Source organism: Streptomyces sp. NRRL F-5123, assembly GCF_000721495.1.
Classification (GTDB): Bacteria; Actinomycetota; Actinomycetes; order Streptomycetales; family Streptomycetaceae; genus Actinacidiphila.
In genome coordinates, this window is record NZ_JOHY01000001.1 from 168,448 (window position 1) to 190,466 (window position 22,019).

The window sequence follows — 22,019 nt, forward strand, 5'->3', positions numbered from 1 at the left end:
GGACCGGCGCGGGCCCGGAAAATCATCGGCCGCCGGGGCTCAGGCCGCCTCCGCGCCCTCCGGCGCGCGCGGCACCGGCTGCGGCGCACCGCCGGTCCGCGCGTCGTACGCCATGAGCGCGGGCAGCGACGCCGCCAGCAGGCCGACCGCGGCGACCCCGGCGAGACCGCCGGACCACACCGACGTACGGGCCGAGGTCACCGCGGCGACCGCGCCCGAGCGGACCTGGCCGAGCTGCGGGCCGACCGAGTACGACAGCAGCTCGATGCCCGCGAGCCGGCCGCGCAGCGCGTCCGGGATCGTCTGGTTCCACATCGTGCTGCGGCCGATCCCGCTGATCATGTCCATCCCCCCGGCCAGCGCCAGGAAGAGCAGCACGAGCCAGATCTCCCGCACCCAGCCCGCACCCGCCATCGCCGCGCCCCACCCCGCCGCTGCGAGAACCACCATCCGGCCGTGCCGGTGCACCCGGGTCGCCCAGCCGCTCGTCAGGCTCACCAGCAGCGAGCCCACCGACCCGGCCGCGTACATCAGGCCCAGCGACCAGCGGGCGTGCAGGTCGTCGGCGAGGAAGGGGTAGATCGCTGCAGGGTAGGCGAAGAACATCGCGGCCAGGTCGATCGCGTACGTGCCCAGCAGCTCCTTGCGGCTCCACGCGTAGCGCGCGCCCTCCGCGATCCCGCGCAGCGACGGCCGGGCGGCGTCGTGCGCCGCCGGGGAGCGGCGCAGCCCGAGGCCGAGGCACACCGAGACCGCGAAGGTCACCGTGTCGGCGGTGTAGGCCCACTCCAGACCGGCCCAGGCGATCACCAGACCGGCCAGCGACGGCCCCGCGATCGCGCCGACCTGGTAGCGCAGCGCGTTGAGCGAGGCCGCCGCCGCGAGCTGGTCGCGCGGCACGATCCGCTGCACGATCGCGTCCAGCGCCGGGCGCTGCAGCCCCGTCAGCGCGCTGGACAGCGCCGCGACCACGTACAGCGGCCACACCCCCGGGTGCGGCAGCAGCGTGTTGACCAGCAGCGCCGCGGACAGCAGGCCCTGCGCCGCCTCGCTGGCGTTGATGAGCAGCTTGCGGTCCACGGCATCGGCGAGCGCCCCGCCGTACAGCCCGAAGACGACCAGTGGCACCAGCTCCACCGCGCCGATCGCCCCGACCGCTGCCGCCGAGCCCGTCAGGTCCTTGACCTGCACCGGCAGCGCCACCAGGGTCAGGAAGCTGCCGAAGGTGGTGATCACCCCCGCGAGCCACATCAGCCGGAAGTCCCGCGAGGTGCGCCAGGGTGTCACGTCCGGCAGGAGTGCCCGCAGGCGGCTCGGGCGGGCAGCGTCGTCATCCTTTTCCACAGCCGTGCATCGTTCCTGGCCAGGGGCCGCCGGGGCAAAGGCTTTTCCGGCGCCGCGCACGCCGCGGGTGTCATCGCCCGGCGGGGACGCGCTCCGGGACGCCGGGGTCCGGCAGCGCCCGCAGGGGCCGCCCGCACCGCCGTCGGCGGGCCCCTGCCCGGTCCTCCCGCCGCCTTCCGTACGCCTCCGGTGCCGCCTTGCGCAGTCCCTCGGCCCGGCTTCTCCACCGCCGAATCGGGCTACCACCGGGCCTTGTTCGCGAAGATCGCCGAGCGGGCCGGGCTGAGCAGTACGGGGACGGTCAGCCACCACTTCGACGGTCACGGCCGCCTTCCTCGGCGCGGCCGGGGCCGGTCTCGCGGCCCGGGTGGAGCAGCTCCGCCGCGGCCGGCGGGCGGGGGAGCTCCGCCCCTTCGACCGGCGGGCGGGGGCGCGGGTGATCCGCGCCGCCATCGACGACGTCGTGCGGCGCGCCGCCCAGGGCCGCGGCCTCGACGTGCGGGCCCCGGACGGCGAACTCGCCGACGTCTTCGACCGTGCCACCAGGAGGACGTCACGGGGGCTCCCGCGGGCCCGGCACACCGCACACCGCAGGGCGGCACGGAGGGCGCCGCCGCCGAGCCCGTACCGAACCGGACCGCGGCCCTGCGCTGTGGCCGGCGCTGCTCGGCGCGCTGATCGGCCTCCACAACTGGTACGTCACCCGCGACGGGCTCACGCTCTGACAGCCCTCCCGGGCCTCAGGAATGCATGCGGGCGCCCTTGAGGATCTTGTCCACCGCGTTGCGCGGGCCGTGCACCGCCAGCCCCACCAGGTCGAGCTGCTCGCGGCGTACCGCCCGCACGGCTGCCCGGTTGTCGCGGTCGTTGCCCGTCGCGAACAGGTCCGAGGTGAAGACGGACACCGGCAGCGCGCGGGACAGCGCCCGGCCGTGCGCGGCGGTCAGCGTCTCCTTGCCGCCCTCGAAGACCAGCACCGGCTGGCGGAACATCGGCAGGTAGGCGGTGCCGTCGGCGTCCTCGTACGGCTCCCCGACCACCTCCGGCAGGACGCTGCCCAGCCCGCTCACCAGGAAGGCGGTCACGTTCAGCCGCTGCCAGGTCGCGAGGTCGTCGCGCAGCAGGACGGCGATCTTGGTGTCGAAGCGTACGGGCGCGAAGCCGGCCCCGGCCTCGTCCACGGTTTCGTCCGGGGTGTCGTTCAGCGTTTCCATGCCTCCAGCCTCGCGGCCGCCGGCGGCGCCGGTCTTGTACGTTCTTTGCATGGCACAGGCGCACGAGACCTCCGCGTGGCGCCCGCCGGTGGCGGGAGTCGTGGAGGTCCTCCATGCCCGTTTCACCGCGCACTCCTACCCGATGCACGTGCACGACGCCTGGACGCTGCTGATCGTCGACGACGGCGCCGTCCGCTACGACCTGGACCGCAGCGAGCACGGCACCCCCGTCGGCACGGTGAGCGTGCTGCCGCCGCAGGTCCCGCACAACGGCTCGCCCGCCACTTCGCACGGCTTCCGCAAGCGCGTCCTCTACCTCGACATGACGCAGCTCGACGAGCGGTTCATCGCCCCGGCCGTGGACACCCCGGACCTCGCCGACCCGCTGCTGCGCACCCGCATCGGGCAGCTGCACCAGGCCCTCGCCCGCCCCGGCGACGAACTGGAGGCCGAGAGCCGCCTCGCCCTCGTCGGCGAGCGGCTGCGCACGCACCTGCGCCCCCGGCTCGTCCCCGCCCTCCCCCGGCAGGACACCGGCGTCGCGCGCCGGCTGCGCGACCTCCTCGACGCGCACCTGCGCGACGGCGTCACGCTCGACGAGGCCGCCCGCCGGCTGCACGCCCACCCCACGCACCTGGTGCGCGCGTTCAGCGCCGCCTTCGGCATCGCCCCGCACCAGTACGTGATGTCGCGCCGCGTCGACCTGTCCCGCCGGATGCTGCTGGACGGCCGGCCGCCCGCCGAGGTGGCGACCGCCGTGGGCTTCTACGACCAGTCCCACTTCAGCCGCCACTTCAAGCGCGTGCTGGGCACCGCCCCCGGGCGCTACGCCGCACGCGCGCGGGTCGCCGGCGGGGATCCCCGCCGGCGGCCCGCCGCACCCGTCCGCTCTCAGACGATGGCCACCGGGCCGTCCCAGTAGTCGCGGTCCACGGTGAGCGTGTAGCCCTTGCGGGTCTCCTTGCTGTTGACCTGGTACTGGTGCGCCCGGCTGTGGCCGGTGTAGAGCTGCGCGTTCCAGGGCCAGTCCGTCGTGGTGGTGACCTTGCCGTCATACAGCGCGTACCAGAGGTTGCCGGGCAGGTCCGTCCGGTTCGCCGCCGTGGCGACGGCCTTGGCGCTGGACGTCGAGAACCCGTAGTAGCCGGCGCGGTAGGTCTTGTCGCGCAGCGTCTTGCTGAACGAACGCACGTACGCCAGCACGGCGTTGTTGCACGACGTGTTGGTGACGTCGTACGACTCCATGTCCAGGTAGACCGCAGAACCGGCCTTCATCCCCAGCGCCGCCGCCTTCGCGACCGCGTCCTTGCCGTCAGTCGCACCGAGCGACGCGGCCGTGGCCGTGGACGTGCTCAGCTTCTCCGACTTCGTCCCCGTCTGGCACGGCGGCTGCGCCCCGACGTAGATCGGGACGAGCTTCCAGCCCGCCGTGTTGGCCGCCTTCACCCACGAGGCGGTCAGGTTGGGCTGTGCGCAGCCCCGGTTCCGCCCGCCCACGTAGACGGCCGCGCCGCCGTAGTAGCCGTCCGCCTTCCACGCCTTCATCGCCGCCTGCGACGGTGCGGTGCACGTGTCGAACGCCCGCCCGGTGAAGGTCTTCTGCGCGGGCCACGTGGTCGCCGCCATCGACGACTGCGCCATCACCACACCCCCCGCCGCGACGACGGCCGCAGCCGTACCCCACGCGATGTACCGCCCCTTTTTCGACAACCGGTGCCTGGACAATCCCCACCCTCATTCTCCGGCGGCCCTCCCGGGCCCGCCCCACGACCAACGCCCGGCCACGCCGGACGAGCCTGATCGTAAGGGCTCCGCGAGCCACTTCCGCACAGGGGTACGACCCGTACGCACCGCCCGTCCGGAAGGGCCTTCTCGACAGCCCGGGGGGAGCGGGGGACCGCGGGCGGGGAGGGGGTGGCGGAGTAGGCCGGACAGGTGGAGCACCGGCGATGACGCCGCCGGGCCGGAGAGCGGGGGGAGGCTCACCGCGGCCAGCGGGCCGCGGTGACGTGCCGGTTGCGCAGTCCGGCCGCGGTGACGGCGGCCTGGACGCCCGCGACCAGCACGACGGCGCCGGTCACGCCGAGCAGTTGCAGGGCGAGCCCGGCGACCAGTGAGCCGAGCGGGGCGCCCGCGCCGATGAGGGTCATCGTCGCCGCTATCGTGCGGCCCCGCCGGTGGTCCGGGGTCCGGCGGAAGACAAGGATGTCGACCAGGATCCGCAGCGCCGGCAGGCCGAGCGCGGCCAGCGCGAGCATCGCGAAGACCCACACCGGGCCGAGCGGCAGCGCCAGCAGGCCCACGCCCGCGGCAGTGAGCGCGGAGGCGGCCAGCAGCACGGTGCCGGGCCCGAGCCGCCGGTCCAGCCGCGGCACGAGCATCGCGCCCGCGAGCATGCCGACCGCGGTGCCGGTGAGGGCCAGGCCGATTGCGCCGGAGGAGTGGTGCTGGTGCCGCAGGGCCACCACGACCACGAGGACGGCCGCGGTCACGCTGAAGTAGAAGCCGCAGATGACGGCCAGGGCCGCGCGCAGCAGCCGGTCGCCGGCGACTTCGCGCAGCCCGGCCAGCGCCTCGGCTGCCGGCCGGGCCGCCCTCGCCGGCCGCGCGGCCGGGGGGGCAGCCGCGCCTGGACCGGCCGCCGGGTCCGCCGGGTCCGCGGCCGGGACGCGTACGGCAAGGGCGCAGCAGAAGGAGACCGCGAAGCCGAGGGCCGCGGCAGCGAACGGGAAGGCGCGCGAGGCCAGGTAGAGCGCGCCGCCCAGCGGCGGTCCGGCCAGCGCGGCGGCTCCGCCGCGCGCCTCGTCCCGGCTGAGCGCGGCGGTCAGCTGGTGGTCCGGCACCACCGCGCGGAGCAGCAGCATCCGGGCGGGCGCGCCGAACGCGGTCGCCGTGCCCAGGGCCACCGCGGCCCCGAGGAGCAGGCCGAGGTTGGCCACGCCCGCCTCCAGGCACCCGACGACGAGGGTCAGGGCCAGCGCCCGTACCGCCTCGGAGACCAGCAGGACGCGGCGCCGGTCGAGCCGGTCGACCACGACGCCGGCGGGCAACCCGGCCAGGATCGCCGTGCCGACCTCGGTGAAGCCGAACAGGCCCGCCAGCGCCGGGGATCCGGTCATTCCCAGGACGAGCAGCGGACAGGCGACCTCGACGGTCTCCAGCCCGAGGTTGGCGGCGGCGGCTCCGATCCACAGTGCCTGGAAGCGGCGGTTGCGCCGCAGCGGCAGCTCGGCAGGCGCACCATGTTCACGTTCGACGAAACATTCACTCATACGTGAATGGTAGGGATCAGGTGAACGGTTGACTAGTGTTGAACTGGGAAGAGCGCCGGACGCGAGGCGCCGGCGCACGCACGACGGGAAGGGCGGGACGACGATGGCCGAGGACGCCGAGGAGCCGGAGGGCGTGCGGACCGTCCGGGAAGTCGCCGACGTGGAGACGCTCAAGGCGCTGTCCGACCCGCTGCGGCTGGCGATCCTGCGCGCGATGATGACCGACGTGCACGCCGCGTACCGGGTCAAGGACCTCGCGGCGATGCTCGACCTGCCGGTCACCCGGCTCTACCGGCACATCAAGGTGCTGGAGACGACCGGCCTGATCCGGGTGGCGCGGACCCGGCTCGTCTCCGGGATCCAGGAGAGCCACTACCAGGTCGCGCAGTTCGCCCTGCGGCTCAGCCGCGAACTGCTCGCCACGCCCGGCAGCGCGGGTGAGGTCGCCGACGCCTTCGCGGCCGCCCTCAACGACGTGCGCGACCGCCTCGTCCAGGACGTGACCACCGGCCGCTTCCGGCGCGATCCCGCCCCCGACGGCTCCCCCGATCCGCTCGGCCCGATGATCGTCGCCCTCGACACCCACCTGTCCGCGGACCGCGCCGCCGATTTCCGCGCCCGCCTGGCCGCGCTGGTCGAGGAGTTCAACGGTCCGGCGGACAAGGGCGGCGCGGTGGTCCCGGTGGACTTCCTGCTGATGTTCTGGTCGCCCCGCGCCCCCGCGCCGCCCGCTGGCTGACGCTTCCCGGACGGGGCCGGCCCGGAGCGCGGTGGACCGGACCGTCCGCGGCGGGGCCGCTGGGCGCCCCGCCGCGGACGGTCCGGGTGGTGGTGGGTGGGCGGGGAGCTACCGGTAGGTGATGTCCGACGGCGTGTAGTTGCAGTAGTGGCCGTCGGCGTCGGAGCCGTTCTTCGGGGGCTCGGCACCGGTGTTGTTGCCGATGTACTTCTGACAGGGGACGATCTTGTGGCTGCTGTCCCCGACGATCGTGATGTTGCGCAGGGAGACGGTGTCGCCGTAGTTGGTGTTGATCCCGGCGATGGCGCTGCCCTTGTAGGTGGCCTCGATGCCGTTCAGCTCGATGGTCCGCTTGTACTGCGTCGAGCAGTTGCCGCACGACCGTACGAGCTTGCCGAAGTCCTGCACGGCGAAGTTGCTGACGACGAGCTTGCCCGCGCCGTTGAACTGCAGGACCTTGTCGGAGGCGTGCAGCGCGCCGCCGCCGGTGACGGTGTAGACGTTGGAGGACGAGGAGCCGCGGAAGGTGGCGGCGTCCTCGCCGACGTCCTCCCACCACACGTTCTGCAGCGTGCAGCTGCCCTCGCAGTGCACGCCGTCGGCCGCGGGCGAGCCGATGATGACGTTCTTCAGCGTCGCGCCGGGGGCCAGGTCGAAGATCGGGCCCTGGTCCTCCGACTGGCCGCTCGTGCCGAGGGCGCCGGTCCCGTAGTAGCGGGCGAGGCCGTAGTCCTTGGTGCCGGAGACCGAGATGGTGGAGCCGGTGCCGTGGTTGCTGGTGGGCGTGGGCCAGGTCGCCGCCGAGGCCGACGGCAGGAAGGCCCCGGTGGCGACCGCGGCGGTGCCGAGCGCGGTGACCGTGCCGAGGGCGGCGGCGAACCGGCGGCGTCGGCGGTGCGGGTGCCGGTGCGGCGGGTGGGGTGCCTCAGTGCGTGGGGACATGGTGCTCTTCCTTTGTGGGGGGATGAACCTCATGATCGGCAAGCGCTTGCTAATGATGTGGGGTCACACTCCGTCGAAGCGCTGCGGTGCCCAGCACCGTAGGACACGTCCGCCGGGCGGGCAACACCTTGCGCAAGGTTCGGGCCATGCGCACCTCTCGTCGCAACTATCCCGCGAATGCGCGGTTTCCGGTGGCGTGAGGTGTCAGGAGGTGCGCAGGTGCGCCGGTCGCCGCTGATGGTGAAGCGCATCGACGGAAGGGGCGGCCATCTTTCGAGTCAGCACACACAGTGGTAGTAAAGGCTTACTATTGCCCTGACGGGTTGTGCACGGACATGGATCCTGTTCATACTCCGGAACGTGCCGAGGGAAGCCTGCCCGCACGCCCCGAGGAGTGGCCCTGTGACGCTCACCCGCCGATCCCTGCTCACCGCCGGAGCATCCGCCGTCGCCCTCGGGGCGGCAGCCACCGCCGCACCCGCGGCCCACGCCCGCGACGGGCGGCACACCCGCGGCGCGCTGCACGTCTCCCCGGACGGGCGGGGCGACTTCACCTCCGTCCAGGCCGCCGTGGACGCCGTGCCCGGCGCGGGCGCGGTCATCGTCCTGGGCCCCGGCACCTACCGCGAGACGGTGCTGGTCACCGCCGCAGCGTCCGGGCTGACGCTGCTCGGCGCGACGGGCGACCCGCGCGACACCGTCATCGTCTTCGGCAACGCCAACGGCACACCCAAGCCCGGCGGCGGCACCTACGGCACCTCGGGCTCGGCCACCGTGACCGTCCAGGCCGCCGGCTTCACCGCCCGCGGCACCACCTTCGCCAACGACTGGCTGCGCGCCGACCACCCCGGCGTCACCGGCACCCAGGCGGTCGCGCTCAAGGTGCAGGGTGACCGGTCGGCCTTCCACCACTGCCGCTTCCTCGGCCACCAGGACACGCTCTACGCCGACAGCCTCGCGCAGGACGTCCTCGCCCGGCAGTTCTTCCGGGACTGCTACGCCGAGGGCGACGTGGACTTCGTCTTCGGCCGTGCCACCGCCGTCTTCGACCGCTGCCACTTCCGCACCCTGGACCGGACGGACCTGGCCGCGCCGCCGTACGGCTTCGTCTTCGCGCCCAGCACCACGGCCGCCGATCCGCACGGCTTCCTCGCGACGCGCTGCCGGATCACCAGCGGCGCCCCGGACGGCGCGTACAAGCTCGCCCGGCCGTGGGTGCCGAGCTCGGACACCACCGCGGTGCCGATGCTGACGGTGCGCGACAGCGTGCTCGGCGCGGGCATCGACGCGGCGCGGCCCTACGCCGACATGTCGGCCGGCCACCCGTGGCAGAGCATGCGCTTCGGCGAGTACGCCAACCGCGGGCCGGGAGCGGCAGTCACCGACCCCGCGGAGCGGCCGCAGCTGACCGCCGCGCAGGCCGCGGCGGCGACCCGCGAGGCGTATCTCGCGGGTGACGACGGCTGGGCTCCCTGGCGGTCAACGGGACGCTGAGCACCGCGGACCGTGGACGGGAGGTGCGCGGGCTACGCAGGGTGTGCGAGGTGCGCAGGGGTCAGGACACCAGGGGCCGGTCCTCCAGCTCGGTGAGCGTCACCGTGCACAGCCCGCCGCGCTCGGCGTGGACGTCCGTCACCTTCAGCTGGGTGCCCGGCAGCAGGATGAACTCCTCCTCGCCGGTGAAGGCCGAGAAGCTCTGGATGCCCGTCGCGCGCAGCGGCCGGACGGTGAAGAGGGTGCGCTTGCCGCGGCTGCCGAGGAATGCGCGGGCGACACCGACGTTCGGCGTGCAGGACGACACGCCCCACCAGGTGACGGTCCGGCCGAGCGGATACTGCGCCCGCAGGTCGAGCGGCACGCCGCGCCACAGCGGTTCGGTCCTGGCGGGGAGCCCGGAGACCGCCGAGAACAGCAGCCGCAGGTAGGGCAGGTACGGGACGACCCGGCTGCGGTCGGGCGCGCGCAGGACGGCGTTGATCTCGCGGTAGAAGGCCGACTCGCACGTGTAGAGGTAGAGCGCGGCGATGGCCTCCGGCGACAGGACGCCCGACAGCTCGTCCGCCCGCCGCTTGCCGAACTCGTGCGAGCGGCGGACGTGCCCGTCCAGCGCGGGCAGCAGCTCGACGACCGGGCCCACCGCGTCCCGGAAGTCCATGAGCGGCGTGTCGAGGACGCCGGTGACGGCGGGGAGGACGAGACCCTCGTCCTTCACGCCCGCGAGGCGTTCCAGGTAGAGCTGGTGCAGCTCCATCGTGGACGTGATGAACGCGCCCATCCGGCTCGCCACGTCGCCGTCCGCGCCGCCCGCTTCCGCCGCCGCGGCATTCCACCCCGCGCTGGGCAGCCAGTCGACGGGGTCGGCGCCGAGCGAGGCGAGGGCGTCGTTCACGACCGCGAAGTGCTCGCCGTCGCAGAAGATGTCGCCCTGAGCCGCCGGGTTGCAGTGGTCGATGTGCCGTACCTCGACACCGGGATACTTCTTCTGCAGCCGCACGACGACCTGCTTGAGACTGCGCGCGTGCGCCCCCCACCAGGCGAAGACCACCCCGCGGTCCTCCTCGGGGGCGTCCTGCTTGGCCTTGAGGATCTCCTCGACGATCCGTTCGGCCACCGGCCGCCAGAAGGCGGTGTGCCGGTCGGGCCCCGCGGAGCCGTCGCTGTGCGCGGTCAGCGCGGCGTTCAGCAGCAGCACGCCCTGGGTGAGCATCGCCTGGAACCACTCCGGCGGCTGGACGGTCTCCTTCTCCTTCAGCAGCGCCCGGACGTCCGCGATCGGGGTCTTCTTGGGTATCCCGTACTTCCACATCGCCGCCGCCTTGATGATGCAGCGGATGCTGACGACCCGTCCGAACTGGCTGTCCTTCCAGTCGTGGAAGGTGTTGTCGAACATCGCGATGCCGGTGGCGCTCTCCGGCCGCGGGTACGGGTTCTGACCGAAGACCACGACCTTCCATTTGTGCGGCGCGTGCGGCTTGAGCGCCTGGAAGGTCAGCTCGCGGACCGGGACGACCTCCGGACGGCGCTGCGGCCCGATGAAATCCGCCGCACCGGGCTGGGCCTCGATGACCGGCTTGAGGAGCGGCAGCCACGGCTCGCCGCCGCCCGCGAAGAGCTCCGCGAGAGCCAGCGGGTCGTCCGGTCCTGGCGTGGCGGGGGTGGTGGGGGCGTCGCTCATGGCGGGATCTCCGGTGTGTCGAAAGTGTCCAGCCGCGGCCGTACGGTGTCCGGCCCGCACGGCCGTCGGGCGGCCGGCTGCGGCACCTCTACTCATACCGGCAGGGTCTGACATCCGCTCACGCGCACCCGCCCGGCGGCCGGGTGACGGGTGGCGTGCCGTCAGCGGCCGTGCAGCGTGCGGCGGGGCGTTGTCAGTGGGGCGGGGTAGCGTCGTGATCGACAAGGGGAAAGATCTCGACCGTAGGGGGACCCATGACCGTGGACCGTGTGCAGCAGCCGCTCCGGGTGGTGCTGGCCGACGTGAGCGCGACGGTGGTGGAGTCGTGGCGGGCGGCCTTCGCGGACACGCCCGGGATCGAGATCCGCAAGGCCTCGATCCTCGACCAGGACGTGGACGCGTGGGTCAGCCCCACCAACTCCCGTGGCCGGATGGACGGCGGGGTGGACGCGGTCGTCAAGCGCCATCTGGGAGCGGGCATCCAGCTTCGGGTGCAGCGCGCGATCCGCGACGAGGCGGGCGGCCGGCTGCCGGTGGGCAGCGCGGTGTGTGTGCCGTCCGGGGCGGTCCGCCCCAAGTACCTGATCTCGGCGCCGACGATGGAGGAGTCCGCGCAGAACGTGAGCGAGACCCTCAACGTCGCGCTCGCCTGCGCCGCCGCCTTCCAGGCCGTCCACCGGCAGAACGCTCTGGTGCCCGGCAGCATCGGGTCCGTCGCGCTGGTCGGGATGGGCGCCCGGACGGGACGGGTGCCGGCGCGGGTGTGCGCCAACCTGATGTGGACCGGCTACACCCTCTTCCAGGACTACACGTTCGAGGACTACGACGACCTGCGCCGCACGATCGTCGCGCAGCTCGACGACATCGAGAGCGTGCCGGAGACCCGGCGGGTGCGGATATCCCCGCCGCAGGCGCGGTCCGCCGCCCGCCGCTGACGGCCTGGTGCCGCGGCGTGCCGCGGGCCACCGTCCCGCCACCTCGGGGGTGACGGGACGGCGGCCGGTGGCGGGACGCGCGCGGGTCAGCCGGCGCAGGTGAGCTGCGCCGTGCCCCGGTCCGCGTGGCCGAAGGAGGTGCGGTCGCCGCCGTCCCCGGCCGCGGGGGTCAGGATGTGGACACCCGTCGTGTCGGCGGTCAGGTCCACCGCGCCCTGGCCGCCGCGCAGAATTGCGTTGCCGAGAGCGGCTTGCCGTCGCCGAGCACGGTGATGGTCACGCTGCCCTTGCCGCCGGTCTCGTCGTCCACGCCGACATGCGCCTCGACACGGGTGCAGCGGGCCCGGACGTCGATGGCGACCTCGGAGGGGGCGTTCACGCCCAGGCCCTTGGCGTGGACGGTGCCGCCGATCGTGATCGGCTTGCCGACACCGGACCCGGTCTCGTCGTCGGACCGGTCGCGCTCGACCGGTCCCCAGCCGTTGGTGGCGGAGGCGAAGTCGATGTCGCTCACGTCGTTCACCCCGGAGGGCGGCGGCGGGTTGGTGACGCCCACCTCGGTGTCCTGGCGCGGCCACTGGGCGACGCCCGACTGCGCGAACGTCGCGGTGGCCCGCCGCCGGCCGCACCGACGGCGGGCAGCTCGTGCTGTGGGACGGCGACGGCGGCGCAGTCCAGCAGTGGACCGTCAACCGAGCCCGGTCCGTCCCACCCGTGACGGCCCTGTGGCGCGCCGCCCCCTCCCCGCGCGCCGCGGCGTCAGCCCCTTTCCGGTGGCAGCCCGAAGCAGCGGCGCAGGTGGCGGGCCGCCTGGGCGGTGGCCTCCGCGGCTGCGTCCACCGCGCCGGACATCGCGAAGAAGCCGTGCGCCATGCCCGGGTAGCGGGTCGCCTCCACCGGCACGCCCGCCTCGGCGAGCCGGCGCGCGTACGCCTCGCCCTGGTCGCGCAGCGGGTCGTACTCCGCGGTGATGACCAGCGCGGGCGGCAGGCCGCGGAGGTCGGGAGCGCGCAGTGGCGAGGCCAGCGGGTCGGCGGCGTCGGCCGCGCCGGCCAGGTAGTGGCGGGTGTACCAGGCCACCGAGTGGCGGTTGAAGAGGTACGGGTCGGCGTTGTCGCGCATCGAGGGGTCGTCGGCGAGCTGGTCGGTGTTGGGGTAGACCAGGAGTTGGCCGGACAGCGGGAGGTCCCCGTCGGTGCGCGCGAGCAGCGTCACCGCCGCGGCCAGGTTGCCGCCCGCGCTGTCGCCGCCGACCGCCAGACGGGCGCGGTCGGCGCCGAGTTCGGCGGCGTGCTCCGCGACCCAGCGCAGGCCCGCGTGGCAGTCGTGGACCGCCGCGGGGAAGGGGTGCTCGGGCGCGAGCCGGTAGCCGACGCCGACGACCAGGCAGCCGGTCTCCGCGGCGAGCGTGCGGCACAGCAGGTCGGCGGTGTCGAGGCTGCCGAGCGTCCAGCCGCCGCCGAAGTAGTAGAGGAGCACAGGCAGTTCGCGGCCGGGCCCGGGCCGGTAGACCCGGATCGGCAGCGGCCCGCCGGGACCGGGGACCGTCCGGTCGGTGACGTCGTGGAGCTCGCGCGGGCTGCCGCCCGACGCGCGGATCGCGGCGAGGTCGGCGGCGCGGGCCTGCTCCACCGAGAGCGCGTAGAGCGGTGTCGCTCCGCTGCGGGCGCGCTGGTCGCGCAGGTCCTGGAGTTGCGGGTCGAGCGGCATGGCGTGTCTCCGGGAAGGGGGCCGGGGTCGGGACGCGGAGCCTTCACGAGCGGGCCGGTGGCGGTGCGGCCGGCGGTGGCGGGCGCATTGTGGCGGTCGGCGGTCGGCGCCGGCGGGCGCGCCGTGGTGGTCGGTGGTGGCGGTGGCGCGGGCGCCGGGCGGATCCGCGGCGGGGTGTGCGGACGGGCGGGGCGGAGCCGTCACGGTGGTGCCGGACCGGGCCAGTCGTGGTGGGTGACGGCGAGGTCCGCGCCGCCGCCGGGCACGGCGACCGCCGCCCGGTAGCCCGCGGGCGCCTGGATGTCGTGGACGCGGTACGCCCGCGCCCAGGCGTCCGGCGCGGGGGTGTCCGGCGGCGGCCCGCCGGGCGGCACCGCGACGCGCAGGCCCTCGACGAGGCGCCCCCCGTGCGCCTTCGTCAGCGCCTCCTTGCGGGCCCACAGGCGGGCGAAGAGGCGCGCGCGGGCCTCCGGGCCGGGGGCCGCGGTCACCGCGGCCGCCTCCGGCGGCGGGAACCAGCGGCGGGCCATCGCCACCGCGTCCAGCCGCGGCAGCACCTGCTGGACGTCGACGCCGACCGGGCGGGACGGGCAGAGGGCGACCATCGCGACCTCGCCGGAGTGCGAGAGGTTGACGTGCACGCCGCACCACCGTCCGGCGGGTTCGGGCTTGCCGTGCGGGCCACGCGTCCAGCGGATCTCGCCGGGCGGCGCGCCCAGCGCCCCCGCGACGACGTGCCGCAGCGCGCCGTGCGCGAGCACGAAGCGCCGCCGGTCGTCGGCCGAGCGGTACGCCGCGGCGCGCCGCCGCTCCTCGTCGTCGAGGATCCCGAGCAGCTCCGCGACGAGCGGGTCCGGCCACCGGTCGCCCACGAGCCACACCTGCACCTGTACCTGCGCCTTTACCCCCGCCTGCGCCTGGACCGGTACGCCGTCGGGCCGCGCGGCCCCCGGGAGCGTCACCGGTCCGCCCCCGGGGCGTCCGCGCGGGCGCGGACCAGGGCGGCGAGGCGGTGGACGCCCTCCTCGACGCGGTCGGGGGGCAGGGCGCTGCACGACAGGCGGATCCGGTGGCGGCCGCCACCGGACCCGGCGGTGTAGAAGAAGCTCATGGGCGTCCAGAGCACCCCGTGCTCGCGGGCCGAGACCTCCAGCATCGCCTCGTCCGCGGTGAGGGGCACGTCCACGACAGCGAAGAAGCCGCCCGCCGGGGCGTTCCACCGCACCCGCGGCTCGCCCGCGAACTCCCGCTCCAGCGCGCCCAGCAGCGTGCGCAGGTTGGCGCGGTAGAAGGCGGTCTTCGCCTTGCCCGCCGCCCGCACGCTGCAGCCGGACTCGACGAGGAAGCCGCCCACGACGGCCTGCGCGACCGGCGAGGTGTTCACCGTCAGCAGGCTCTTGACGGTCGACAGCTCCTCGGCGAGCAGCGTGCGCCGCCCGTCCGCGCCGGCCACCACCTGGTCGGCGACCAGGAAGCCCACCCGCACGCCGGGGAAGCACGACTTCGCGAACGAGCCGAGGTAGACCACCCGGCCCCCGGCGTCGAGCGCCTTGAGGGTGGGCCGCGGTTCGTCGTCGAGGCCGAACAGGCCGTACGGGTCGTCCTCCAGGACCAGCAGGTCGGCCTCCTCGGCGACCTCCAGCAGCCGCCGCCGCGCGGGTACGGGCATGGACGCGCCCGAGGGGTTGGCGAAGCTCGGGACCAGGTAGAGGGCGCGCGGCCGCCGACCCGACGCCCGTACCGCCGCGGCGACCTCGCGCACCGTCTCCGGATCCAGGCCGTCCGCCGACTCGGGCACCGGGACGACCTCCACGCCGAGCACGCGGGCCGCGCCGGTCAGGCCGACGTAGCAGGGCTCGACGGCCAGCACCACGTCGCCGGGCCGCGCGCACAGCCCGCGAAGCGCGATGACCATGGCCTCCTGGCACCCGGCGGTGACCATCACCGCCTCCGCCGGCACCTCGACGCCCTCGTCCACCGCGAGCATCCGGGCGATCAGCCCGCCGAGGTGGCCGTTGGTCCTGCCGTACTGGAGCAGTTGGCGCTCGCGCTGCTCGCGGCCGAGGCCGAGCGCCTCCAGGTGGGCGAGGTAGCTGCGCAGATAGCGGTGCAGGTCGTCGGTGGTGTGGAAGCCGTCGTACGGGCGGCCGGCCGCGAGCGAGACGGCGTCGGGGAAGCGGGCGGTGATCTCGTTGAGGAAGTTCATCGACGCCGACTCCGGGTCGGTCACGGACACGTGCAGGTCCTCGCGCCGCAGCTGCACCGTCATCGGGCACCTCCTCCGGTCGTCACCGCCGAGGCGTCGAGGGACGCCAGGTCGGGGCGGCCCGCCAGGGCCATGGTGTGCGCCAGCTCCTCGGTCACCAGGTCCAGCACGCCCGCCACGCCCGCGGCGCCGTCCGTCGCGAGACCCCACAGCACCGGGCGGCCCAGCAGCACGGCGCGGGCGCCGAGCGCGAGCGCGGCGAAGGCGTCGGTGCCGCCGCGCACCCCACCGTCGAGCAGGACGGGGCAGGCCCCGCCGACCGCGTCCACCACCTCGGCCAGCGCGTCCAGGCTCGCGGGGGCGCCGTCGAGCTGCCGGCCGCCGTGGTTGGAGACGACGACGGCGTCCGCGCCGTGCCGGACGGCGAGCCGCGCGTCCTCCGCCGTCAGGATGCCCTTGAGTACCAGCGGCAGGGCGCTGCGTTCGCGCAGCCAGCCGAGGTCGGCCCAGGTCACTGCCGGGTCGACGGCCTCGGCGGCGTGCACGGCGAGCGCGGAGCGCCCGGCGGCGGCGACATGGGCGGTGGCGGTCAGCGCCGCGTCGAGGTTGGCGGCGCGGATGCCGGGGCCGAGCGCGAAGCCGTTGCGCGCGTCGCGGTGGCGGCGGCCCAGCCGCGGCGCGTCGACCGTCAGCACGATCGCGCCGCAGCCGGCGGCGGCCGCGCGGGCGACCAGGTCGGCGAGGGCCTCGCGGCGGCGCAGCCAGTACAGCTGCATCCACCGCGGGCCGGGCGCCGCGGCGGCGATCTCCTCCAGCGAGCGGCTCGCGTAGATGCTCACCACGAACAGGGCCCCGGCCGCCGCGGCGCCGCGCGCGGTCGCGATCTCGCCGTCCGGGTGGGCGAGTTGGTGGTAGGCGGTGGGCGCGACACCGATCGGGGTACGCAGCCGCGCGCCGAGCAGCTCGACGCCCGTGTCGCAGTGCGAGACGTCGACGAGGACGCGCGGGCGCAGCGAAACGCGCTCGAACGCACGGCGGTTGGCGGCGAGGGTGCGCTCGCGCTCGGCGCCGCCGTCGATGTAGTCCCAGACGGGGCCGTCGAGTTGCTGCCGTGCGGCGCGTTCGTAGCCGGCGAGGGCCGGCGCCGGCGCCGTCATCGGCGCGCTCCCGCGGCGGCGGTCTCCCACACGGCGACGGCCGGGACGTCGACGGCGGCCAGGGCCAGGCCGCCGGACCCGGGCGCGCGGTCCGCCAGCACCACGCGGCAGGGCCCGGCGGGCGGCGCCGCGAGGACGCCGGCCAGCTCCCACCACACCCCCGTGCCGGGCCGCCCCGCGGCCGCGCGGCGCACCTCCGCTCCGGCCCCGAGCCCCCGCCCGTCGACCCCGGCCCCGAGCACCGCGACCCCGCCGCCTTCGCCGAGCGCGTCGCGTACGTCCGCGGCGGTCGCGCCCCCCGCGCGCAGGGACCCGAGCCCGGCGGCCCGCTCGCCGGGCTCGGGCGGTCCGAGCAGCAGGGCGACCCCGTAGGCCGCGTCGGGCAGCAGTGGCGGGTCGGATGCGCGGGCGTCCGGGGCCGGCTGTGCGGGCGGCGGTTGAACACCGGCTCGGCGGGACGTCAACGGCGGGTAGGGCAGGGCCGGTTGCTCGACAGTCAGGAGGAGGGCGCGGGGGAGGGCGGCGGTCGCGGCGTAGGCGTGGATCAGCCGGAGGGCGGTGAAAGCGGCCGCCGGGCCCTGGTCGGCGACGGCGAAGGCCAGCGGGTTGCCGGGGCACACATGGCTCAGCCAGGTCGCCGTGGCCCGGCCCGGGGTGACGTCCGGGACGGCGTACGCGAGGACGAGCAGGTCGACGTGCTCGCCCGCGGGCACCGCCTGCCGGATCAGCGCCGCGGCCAGGTCGCCGTACGAGTGGCCGCCACGGTCCGGCGGCTCCTCCGCGTCGAGGGCGAGCCCGTACGGGTGCAGCAGGTCGGTGAGGTAGACGCGCAGCCGCTCGGTGCGCTCCGGGACCGGTGCGCGGGGCGCCGGGTCCGGGAAGGCGAGGCGGACCGCCCGGCGCACGCCCCAGCCCGCGGGGGCGGCGGCCGCGGCGGCGCCCGGCACGAGGGTCCGCACGCTCACGCGTCCGCGTCCGTCAGCAGGTTGCCCGCGACGTAGTCGGCGAGCGAGCCGACCGTGCCGAAGTCCTCGCGGCCCAGCTCCTCGACACTGATCTCCAGGTCGAGCTGCTCCTCCAGTTCGAGGACGAGTTCGAGGCCGGTGGTGGAGGTCAGCCCGAGCGCGTCCAGCAGCGCGGTGTCGGCGGTGACCGCGTCGACCTCGCGCTTGAGCACGCGCGGGAGGAGGTCGCGGATGCCGTCGACGAGCCGCTCGCGCAGCTCGGGGTCGATCGTGGTCGGGGCGGGGTGCTGCTCCGTCATCGGTCTGGCCTCTCAGGGGGGTTCGGGGATCAGTGGACGAGGACCGTCGCCGAGAAGGCGGCGCCGAGCCCGGCGCCCGCGGCCGCCATCACGTACGGCTCGCCCGGCCGCAGCAGCCCGCGGTCCAGCGCGGTGCGGTAGTTGACGAAGGCGTCGGCGCAGAAGACGTGGCCGGTGTCGGCGACGTTGTCGAGCAGGACGCGCTCGCGCGGCACGCCGAGGATGCGGCACACCTGGTGCCAGGCCACGCGGTTGACGTTGTGCGGCAGGAACAGGGCGACGTCGGCGGCGCTCAGCCCGGCCCCGGTCACCGCGGCGTCGATCGCCGCCGAGAGCGCGTCGGCGTACACCCGCTGGAATTCCAGGGCGAGTTCGGGGGCGTCGCCGTCGAACTCGCCGCGCTGCTCGACGGCGTGGCCGAGCACGCGGTCGCGCTCGCCGGACGCGGCCACCAGGCAGGCCGCGGCGCCCTCGCCGAAGAAGGAGGTGCCGGGGACGAGCTGGGCCTCCGGGGTGAACGCCTTCTCGCCGCTGAGGACGAGGGCGAGCCCGTCCGGGTCGCCGTCCGCCGCGAGCAGCCGCCCCGCGGCGTCCACGGCCAGCAGTCCGGACGCGCACGCGAGGTGGCCGACGGAGAAGACGGCCGCGTGGCCGAGGCCGTACTCCTCGCAGACCGCGCGCACCGGGTCGTACGGGTAGGGCGCGACGGTCGGGAAGGTCCGCGCGTGCAGCACGTACCGCACGTCCTGCTCGCGCCCGCGCAGGGCCCGGAGCCGGGCGAGCGCGCCGCGCAGCAGGTCCTCGACGGTACCGCCGGGATCGCGGGCGACCTCGCCCAGCCGGTGGTAGCGGCGGAAGACCTTGACCTGCATCCGGGTCAGCCCGAGCGGGCCGGCGACCTCCTCGACGGTCAGCCGGCCCTCCGGTACGTACGCGGCCACCTCGGTGAGAGCCGTCACCGTGCGGACCCCCCGGCCCCGACCGGCTCGCCGGCGCCTTGGGGCGCAGCCTCGTCCGCGGCCCCGTCCCGGACCGCCGCCTCGATCGCGGCCGCCTCCATGCCGTACGCGAAGGCCTCGGCCTGGGCGGGCGAGACGTAGTGCGTGTCGATGTGGATCTCGAAGCGCAGCCCGCCCTCCGGGGTGTCGTCGACGTGCACGAAGAGGCGCTCCGTCTGGTTCTCCTCCCGCGTGTACCAGTGGAAGACGGTGCCGCCGCGTGCTTCCTGCAGCTCCCGCGTGCCCGCCCCCGTGCCGTCGGCGGGCAGGGTGTAGCTGCTGCGGACGTTGAGGTACGTCCTGATGTTCGCGTCCGTGCCGCGCTCGACCGAGATCCGCCGGACCAGCTCGTCCAGCGCCTCCGGGTCGAAGTAGGCGTGCTTGTACGCGGTCAGGGCGCCCTGCCCGGCGCGCCTCACGACGTCCGCGGCGCTCGCGCCCGCCGTGTGGATCGCGCACACGCCCGCCTGCGCGACCATGCAGACCACGTCCGACAGGGCCGACCGGAAGCGGTTGCCGACCACCGGGCGGACGATCACCGGGCTGATCCCGGTGGCCCGGTACAGGCCGGTCGCGAACAGGCCCAGCAGGATGCCGGGGACCGTGGCACCCGTCCGCGCGGCGATCAGCGGCAGCGCCGCCGTGAGCGCCGGCGAGTGGAATTCGGCCCCCCAGTGCCGCGGCTCGCGCGGGTCCGTGGGACCGGGGAGCTGCCGCGCCGGCATGGTCCGCAGCACGCTCTCGAAGTGCCGCATCGCCCGGGCGTTCTGCCGCTGCCCCGCGGGCGAGCGCTGCCACCGCGCCTGCTCCAGCTGCTGCATGCCGCTGACCGGCGCGGTGTCCCGGGTCCGGACCTGGCCCAGCATGATCGCGCCGCCGAGCGCGTCCGTCGCCAGGTGGTGCATGACGGTGACCAGGTGGACCGGCACGCCGTCCCGGCGTACGACGCCCATCCGCACCGGCCACTCCGCGCAGAAATCGAACTCCCGGCTCCGGTAGGCCTGTTCGACCGCGGCGGCGACCTCCTCGGGGTCGGCGTCAGGAGCGGCGTCGTACACCTCCAGCGTGGTGCGCCCGGTGGAGGAGAGCCGCTGCAGGGCCCGGCCGCCGGGGGCGATGCGCAGCCGGGTGCGCATCGAGGGGAAGCGCTCCAGCAGGTAGCGCAGCTCGGCGGCCAGGTCGGCGAGCGTCGTGCCGGGCTCCAGCGCGGCGCGGCCGCCGATGGGCAGCGGCCCGCGCTGCCGTCCCATGGCCTGCCAGATCTCCCACATGCCCCAGGACATCTCGTCCTCGCCCTCGCCCTCCCCGGCGAAGTCGACCGGGATCCGCTCGGCGACGGCCGGCGCCGCACCGTCCCGGCTCCCGCGCTCCGGCACGCCGCCGCCCGCCTCCGGTTCGCCCGTCACGCGCTCACCTCCGCCGTGCGGGCCCGGTGCCGGCGGCGCATCAGGAACTTGCGGACCTTGCCCGTCGGGCCCGTGATCAGGTCGGCGTCCGAGATGACGACGACGCGGCGCAGCGTCGCCGCGGCCGCCGGGGTCAGGGCCGCGCGGACGGCCGGGGTGCGGTCGGCGTCCGGGTCGGCGCCCTCGTGGAGGGCCAGCAGGACATCGGTGACGACCTGCTCGCCGACCCGGTCGGAGACCACCGTGCAGTCGTGCACGTCCGGGCACGCGGCGAGGATCCGCTCCTCCGACATGGCCGTGTAGAGGCGTTCGCCGCCGCCGAGGTCGACCGCGTCCACCGCCCGGTCGACATGGAAGTAGTAGCCGTCCTCGTCCCGGTACATCAGGTCGCCGGTGAGGTAGTAGCCGCCCAGCCGGTTGCGGTACGTGGCCGCGGAGTCGTTCCAGTAACCCGGCGCGAGCGTCGGCGCCCTGAGCCCGAGCTGCCCGACCTCGCCGGGCGGGACCTCCCGGCCGGTCGTGGTGTCCAGCAGCGCGACCTCGGCGAAGCCGTGCGGTACCCCGACGCAGCGGCCGTAGCGCTCGGTCGTGCGGGTGTGGGTGATGTGGAAGGCGGAGTGGCCCATCTCGGTCGAGCCGAGGCCGTCGACGAAGCTGGAGCCGGGCAGCCGGCGGACGCCGTCGCGGGTCGCCGTCTCCCGGGAGCCGGCGGCGACCAGCCGCCGGATGTGCGGCTCGTGCGCGCAGTCCCCGGTGTTGAACCACAGCGACACCGACTCCAGGTCGCGCGCCGCGAGATCCTGCCGGGCCATCTGCGCCCAGGTGGCGGCGAACCCGAGGACGCCCGTGGGCCGCCAGCGCTCGATCGCGTCGACGACCGCCGCCCCGTCGTTCTGCGTGGACAGGAACAGCAGGTCGCTGCGCAGGCACAGTGCCATGTTCAGCGCCGAGATGCCCGCGGCGTGCGCGGCCGGGAGCGCGCTGAGCATCCGCGCGGCCCCGCGGGCGCGCGGCGCGGTCAGCCGGAAGAGCCGCATCGCGGCGAAGAGGCTGGCGTGCGAGTGCACCACGGCGGCGGGCATGCGGGTGGTGCCGGAGGAGTGGGTGATCGCGATCGGGTCGTCGGCATGGTGCCGGTACGGCGCGGGCGCGCGCTCCGGGTCGCCGGTGCCGGTCTCCGCCGCGTCGGCGTGCAGGGCGAGGCCGCCCGGATCCTGCCCGGCGAGCCGCTCGCGGTGCCCGGGGTCGGTCACCAGGGCGGTGGCGCGCAGCTTGTGCAGGTAGGCGGCGGCGGTGTCGCCGGCCAGGTACTGGTTCATCAGCGCCGGGATCGCGCCCAGCCAGGTGAGGGCCAGGAAGGTCAGCAGGGTGTCGGCAGAGCCGGACACGTACACCGCGACCGGGTCGCGCGGGCCGATGCCCCGCTCGTGCCACCACGCGGCCCGCGCGGCGACCCGCTCCCGGAGCGCGCCGAGCGTCAGCTCGGTCCCCGCGGGGTGCCCGTCCACGGGCTGGTCGAAGGCGGCGCCCGGCCCCCCGGGGTCGGCGCCGTGCTCGAAGAGCTTGGGCAGGACGTTGCCCGCGCCCAGGTCCGGGTCGGCGGCGAGCCTGGCCCGGATGTCGCTGCCGGTCACGGCATTCCTCCTGAGTGTCGCCT

The 22,019-nt window shown here is 75.2% G+C and carries 21 protein-coding genes; 4 read left to right on the plus strand and 17 right to left on the minus strand.

What is annotated here, in order from left to right; genetic code table 11:
* Positions 1 to 39: 39 nt before the first annotated feature.
* On the minus strand, positions 40 to 1,344 hold the full coding sequence (locus IH54_RS0100765) for an MFS transporter (RefSeq protein ID WP_031512073.1): 1,305 nt from the start codon (positions 1,342 to 1,344) through the stop codon (positions 40 to 42).
* Between the two features lie 740 nt (positions 1,345 to 2,084).
* Positions 2,085 to 2,558 carry a DUF2000 domain-containing protein gene (locus IH54_RS0100770; protein WP_052396912.1) on the minus strand — a complete coding sequence of 158 codons (474 nt, stop codon included), beginning with the start codon at positions 2,556 to 2,558 and terminating at the stop codon, positions 2,085 to 2,087.
* Between the two features lie 49 nt (positions 2,559 to 2,607).
* Between IH54_RS0100770 and IH54_RS0100775 the strand changes: the two genes are divergently transcribed.
* Positions 2,608 to 3,480, plus strand: coding sequence for a helix-turn-helix domain-containing protein (locus tag IH54_RS0100775; protein ID WP_052396913.1), 873 nt, complete (start codon positions 2,608 to 2,610; stop codon positions 3,478 to 3,480).
* Here IH54_RS0100775 and IH54_RS0100780 read toward each other — a convergent pair.
* Both IH54_RS0100780 and IH54_RS0100785 read right to left on the minus strand, forming a co-directional pair.
* Positions 3,450 to 4,283 carry a glycoside hydrolase domain-containing protein gene (locus IH54_RS0100780; protein WP_031512077.1) on the minus strand — a complete coding sequence of 278 codons (834 nt, stop codon included), beginning with the start codon at positions 4,281 to 4,283 and terminating at the stop codon, positions 3,450 to 3,452. The two genes, IH54_RS0100775 and IH54_RS0100780, sit on opposite strands and share 31 nt — an antisense overlap.
* A 257-nt stretch (positions 4,284 to 4,540) precedes the next feature.
* Positions 4,541 to 5,830 (minus strand): MFS transporter, encoded by a 1,290-nt coding sequence (locus IH54_RS0100785; RefSeq protein ID WP_031512078.1) that lies wholly within the window; start codon positions 5,828 to 5,830, stop codon positions 4,541 to 4,543.
* 103 nt (positions 5,831 to 5,933) lie between these two features.
* On the opposite strand from IH54_RS0100785, the gene IH54_RS0100790 reads away from it, so the two are divergent.
* Positions 5,934 to 6,569 (plus strand): winged helix-turn-helix domain-containing protein, encoded by a 636-nt coding sequence (locus tag IH54_RS0100790; protein WP_052396914.1) that lies wholly within the window; start codon positions 5,934 to 5,936, stop codon positions 6,567 to 6,569.
* 108 nt (positions 6,570 to 6,677) lie between these two features.
* Here IH54_RS0100790 and IH54_RS0100795 read toward each other — a convergent pair whose 3' ends face one another.
* On the minus strand, positions 6,678 to 7,511 hold the full coding sequence (locus IH54_RS0100795; protein ID WP_078861815.1) for a pectate lyase: 834 nt from the start codon (positions 7,509 to 7,511) through the stop codon (positions 6,678 to 6,680).
* A gap of 402 nt (positions 7,512 to 7,913) precedes the next feature.
* Here IH54_RS0100795 and IH54_RS0100800 point away from each other — a divergent pair, with 402 nt between their 5' ends.
* Positions 7,914 to 9,005: a pectinesterase family protein gene (locus IH54_RS0100800; protein ID WP_052396915.1), complete on the plus strand. Its 1,092-nt coding sequence runs from the start codon at positions 7,914 to 7,916 to the stop codon at positions 9,003 to 9,005.
* Positions 9,006 to 9,066: 61 nt separating this feature from the next.
* On the opposite strand, the gene IH54_RS0100805 is transcribed toward IH54_RS0100800, so the two are convergent.
* Complete coding sequence (locus tag IH54_RS0100805; protein WP_031512083.1) at positions 9,067 to 10,686, minus strand: ADP-ribosyltransferase domain-containing protein; 1,620 nt, start codon at positions 10,684 to 10,686, stop codon at positions 9,067 to 9,069.
* A gap of 254 nt (positions 10,687 to 10,940) precedes the next feature.
* Here IH54_RS0100805 and IH54_RS0100810 point away from each other — a divergent pair, with 254 nt between their 5' ends.
* Positions 10,941 to 11,621: a macro domain-containing protein gene (locus tag IH54_RS0100810; RefSeq protein WP_031512085.1), complete on the plus strand. Its 681-nt coding sequence runs from the start codon at positions 10,941 to 10,943 to the stop codon at positions 11,619 to 11,621.
* 86 nt (positions 11,622 to 11,707) lie between these two features.
* Here IH54_RS0100810 and IH54_RS47540 read toward each other — a convergent pair whose 3' ends face one another.
* The 11 genes from IH54_RS47540 to IH54_RS0100865 all read right to left on the minus strand — a co-directional run bounded on the left by IH54_RS47540 (position 11,708) and on the right by IH54_RS0100865 (position 21,996).
* Positions 11,708 to 11,830, minus strand: a complete 123-nt coding sequence (locus IH54_RS47540; protein ID WP_267965159.1) for a hypothetical protein — start codon at positions 11,828 to 11,830, stop codon at positions 11,708 to 11,710.
* Positions 11,821 to 12,177 (minus strand): NPCBM/NEW2 domain-containing protein, encoded by a 357-nt coding sequence (locus IH54_RS46480; protein ID WP_031512087.1) that lies wholly within the window; start codon positions 12,175 to 12,177, stop codon positions 11,821 to 11,823. Before IH54_RS46480 ends, IH54_RS47540 begins: the two co-directional genes overlap by 10 nt.
* Before the next feature lie 203 nt (positions 12,178 to 12,380).
* Complete coding sequence (locus IH54_RS0100825) at positions 12,381 to 13,331, minus strand: alpha/beta hydrolase (RefSeq protein WP_031512089.1); 951 nt, start codon at positions 13,329 to 13,331, stop codon at positions 12,381 to 12,383.
* Positions 13,332 to 13,531: 200 nt separating this feature from the next.
* On the minus strand, positions 13,532 to 14,203 hold the full coding sequence (locus IH54_RS39150) for a 4'-phosphopantetheinyl transferase family protein (protein WP_159011588.1): 672 nt from the start codon (positions 14,201 to 14,203) through the stop codon (positions 13,532 to 13,534).
* 86 nt (positions 14,204 to 14,289) lie between these two features.
* On the minus strand, positions 14,290 to 15,600 hold the full coding sequence (locus IH54_RS0100835; RefSeq protein ID WP_043179384.1) for a PLP-dependent aminotransferase family protein: 1,311 nt from the start codon (positions 15,598 to 15,600) through the stop codon (positions 14,290 to 14,292).
* Complete coding sequence (locus tag IH54_RS0100840) at positions 15,597 to 16,694, minus strand: alpha-hydroxy acid oxidase (RefSeq protein WP_031512093.1); 1,098 nt, start codon at positions 16,692 to 16,694, stop codon at positions 15,597 to 15,599. Before IH54_RS0100840 ends, IH54_RS0100835 begins: the two co-directional genes overlap by 4 nt.
* Positions 16,691 to 17,659 carry a hypothetical protein gene (locus IH54_RS0100845; RefSeq protein ID WP_052396916.1) on the minus strand — a complete coding sequence of 323 codons (969 nt, stop codon included), beginning with the start codon at positions 17,657 to 17,659 and terminating at the stop codon, positions 16,691 to 16,693. The genes IH54_RS0100840 and IH54_RS0100845 overlap by 4 nt, the downstream gene beginning before the upstream one ends.
* A complete protein-coding gene (locus IH54_RS39155; RefSeq protein WP_031512096.1) occupies positions 17,656 to 17,958 on the minus strand; it encodes a phosphopantetheine-binding protein in 303 nt (100 codons plus the stop codon). Before IH54_RS39155 ends, IH54_RS0100845 begins: the two co-directional genes overlap by 4 nt.
* Positions 17,959 to 17,987: 29 nt before the next feature.
* On the minus strand, positions 17,988 to 18,917 hold the full coding sequence (locus IH54_RS0100855; protein WP_031512097.1) for a 3-oxoacyl-[acyl-carrier-protein] synthase III C-terminal domain-containing protein: 930 nt from the start codon (positions 18,915 to 18,917) through the stop codon (positions 17,988 to 17,990).
* Positions 18,914 to 20,362, minus strand: a complete 1,449-nt coding sequence (locus IH54_RS0100860) for a condensation domain-containing protein (RefSeq protein ID WP_031512099.1) — start codon at positions 20,360 to 20,362, stop codon at positions 18,914 to 18,916. Before IH54_RS0100860 ends, IH54_RS0100855 begins: the two co-directional genes overlap by 4 nt.
* Positions 20,359 to 21,996, minus strand: coding sequence for a class I adenylate-forming enzyme family protein (locus IH54_RS0100865; protein WP_031512100.1), 1,638 nt, complete (start codon positions 21,994 to 21,996; stop codon positions 20,359 to 20,361). Before IH54_RS0100865 ends, IH54_RS0100860 begins: the two co-directional genes overlap by 4 nt.
* Between the last annotated feature and the right edge of the window lie 23 nt (positions 21,997 to 22,019).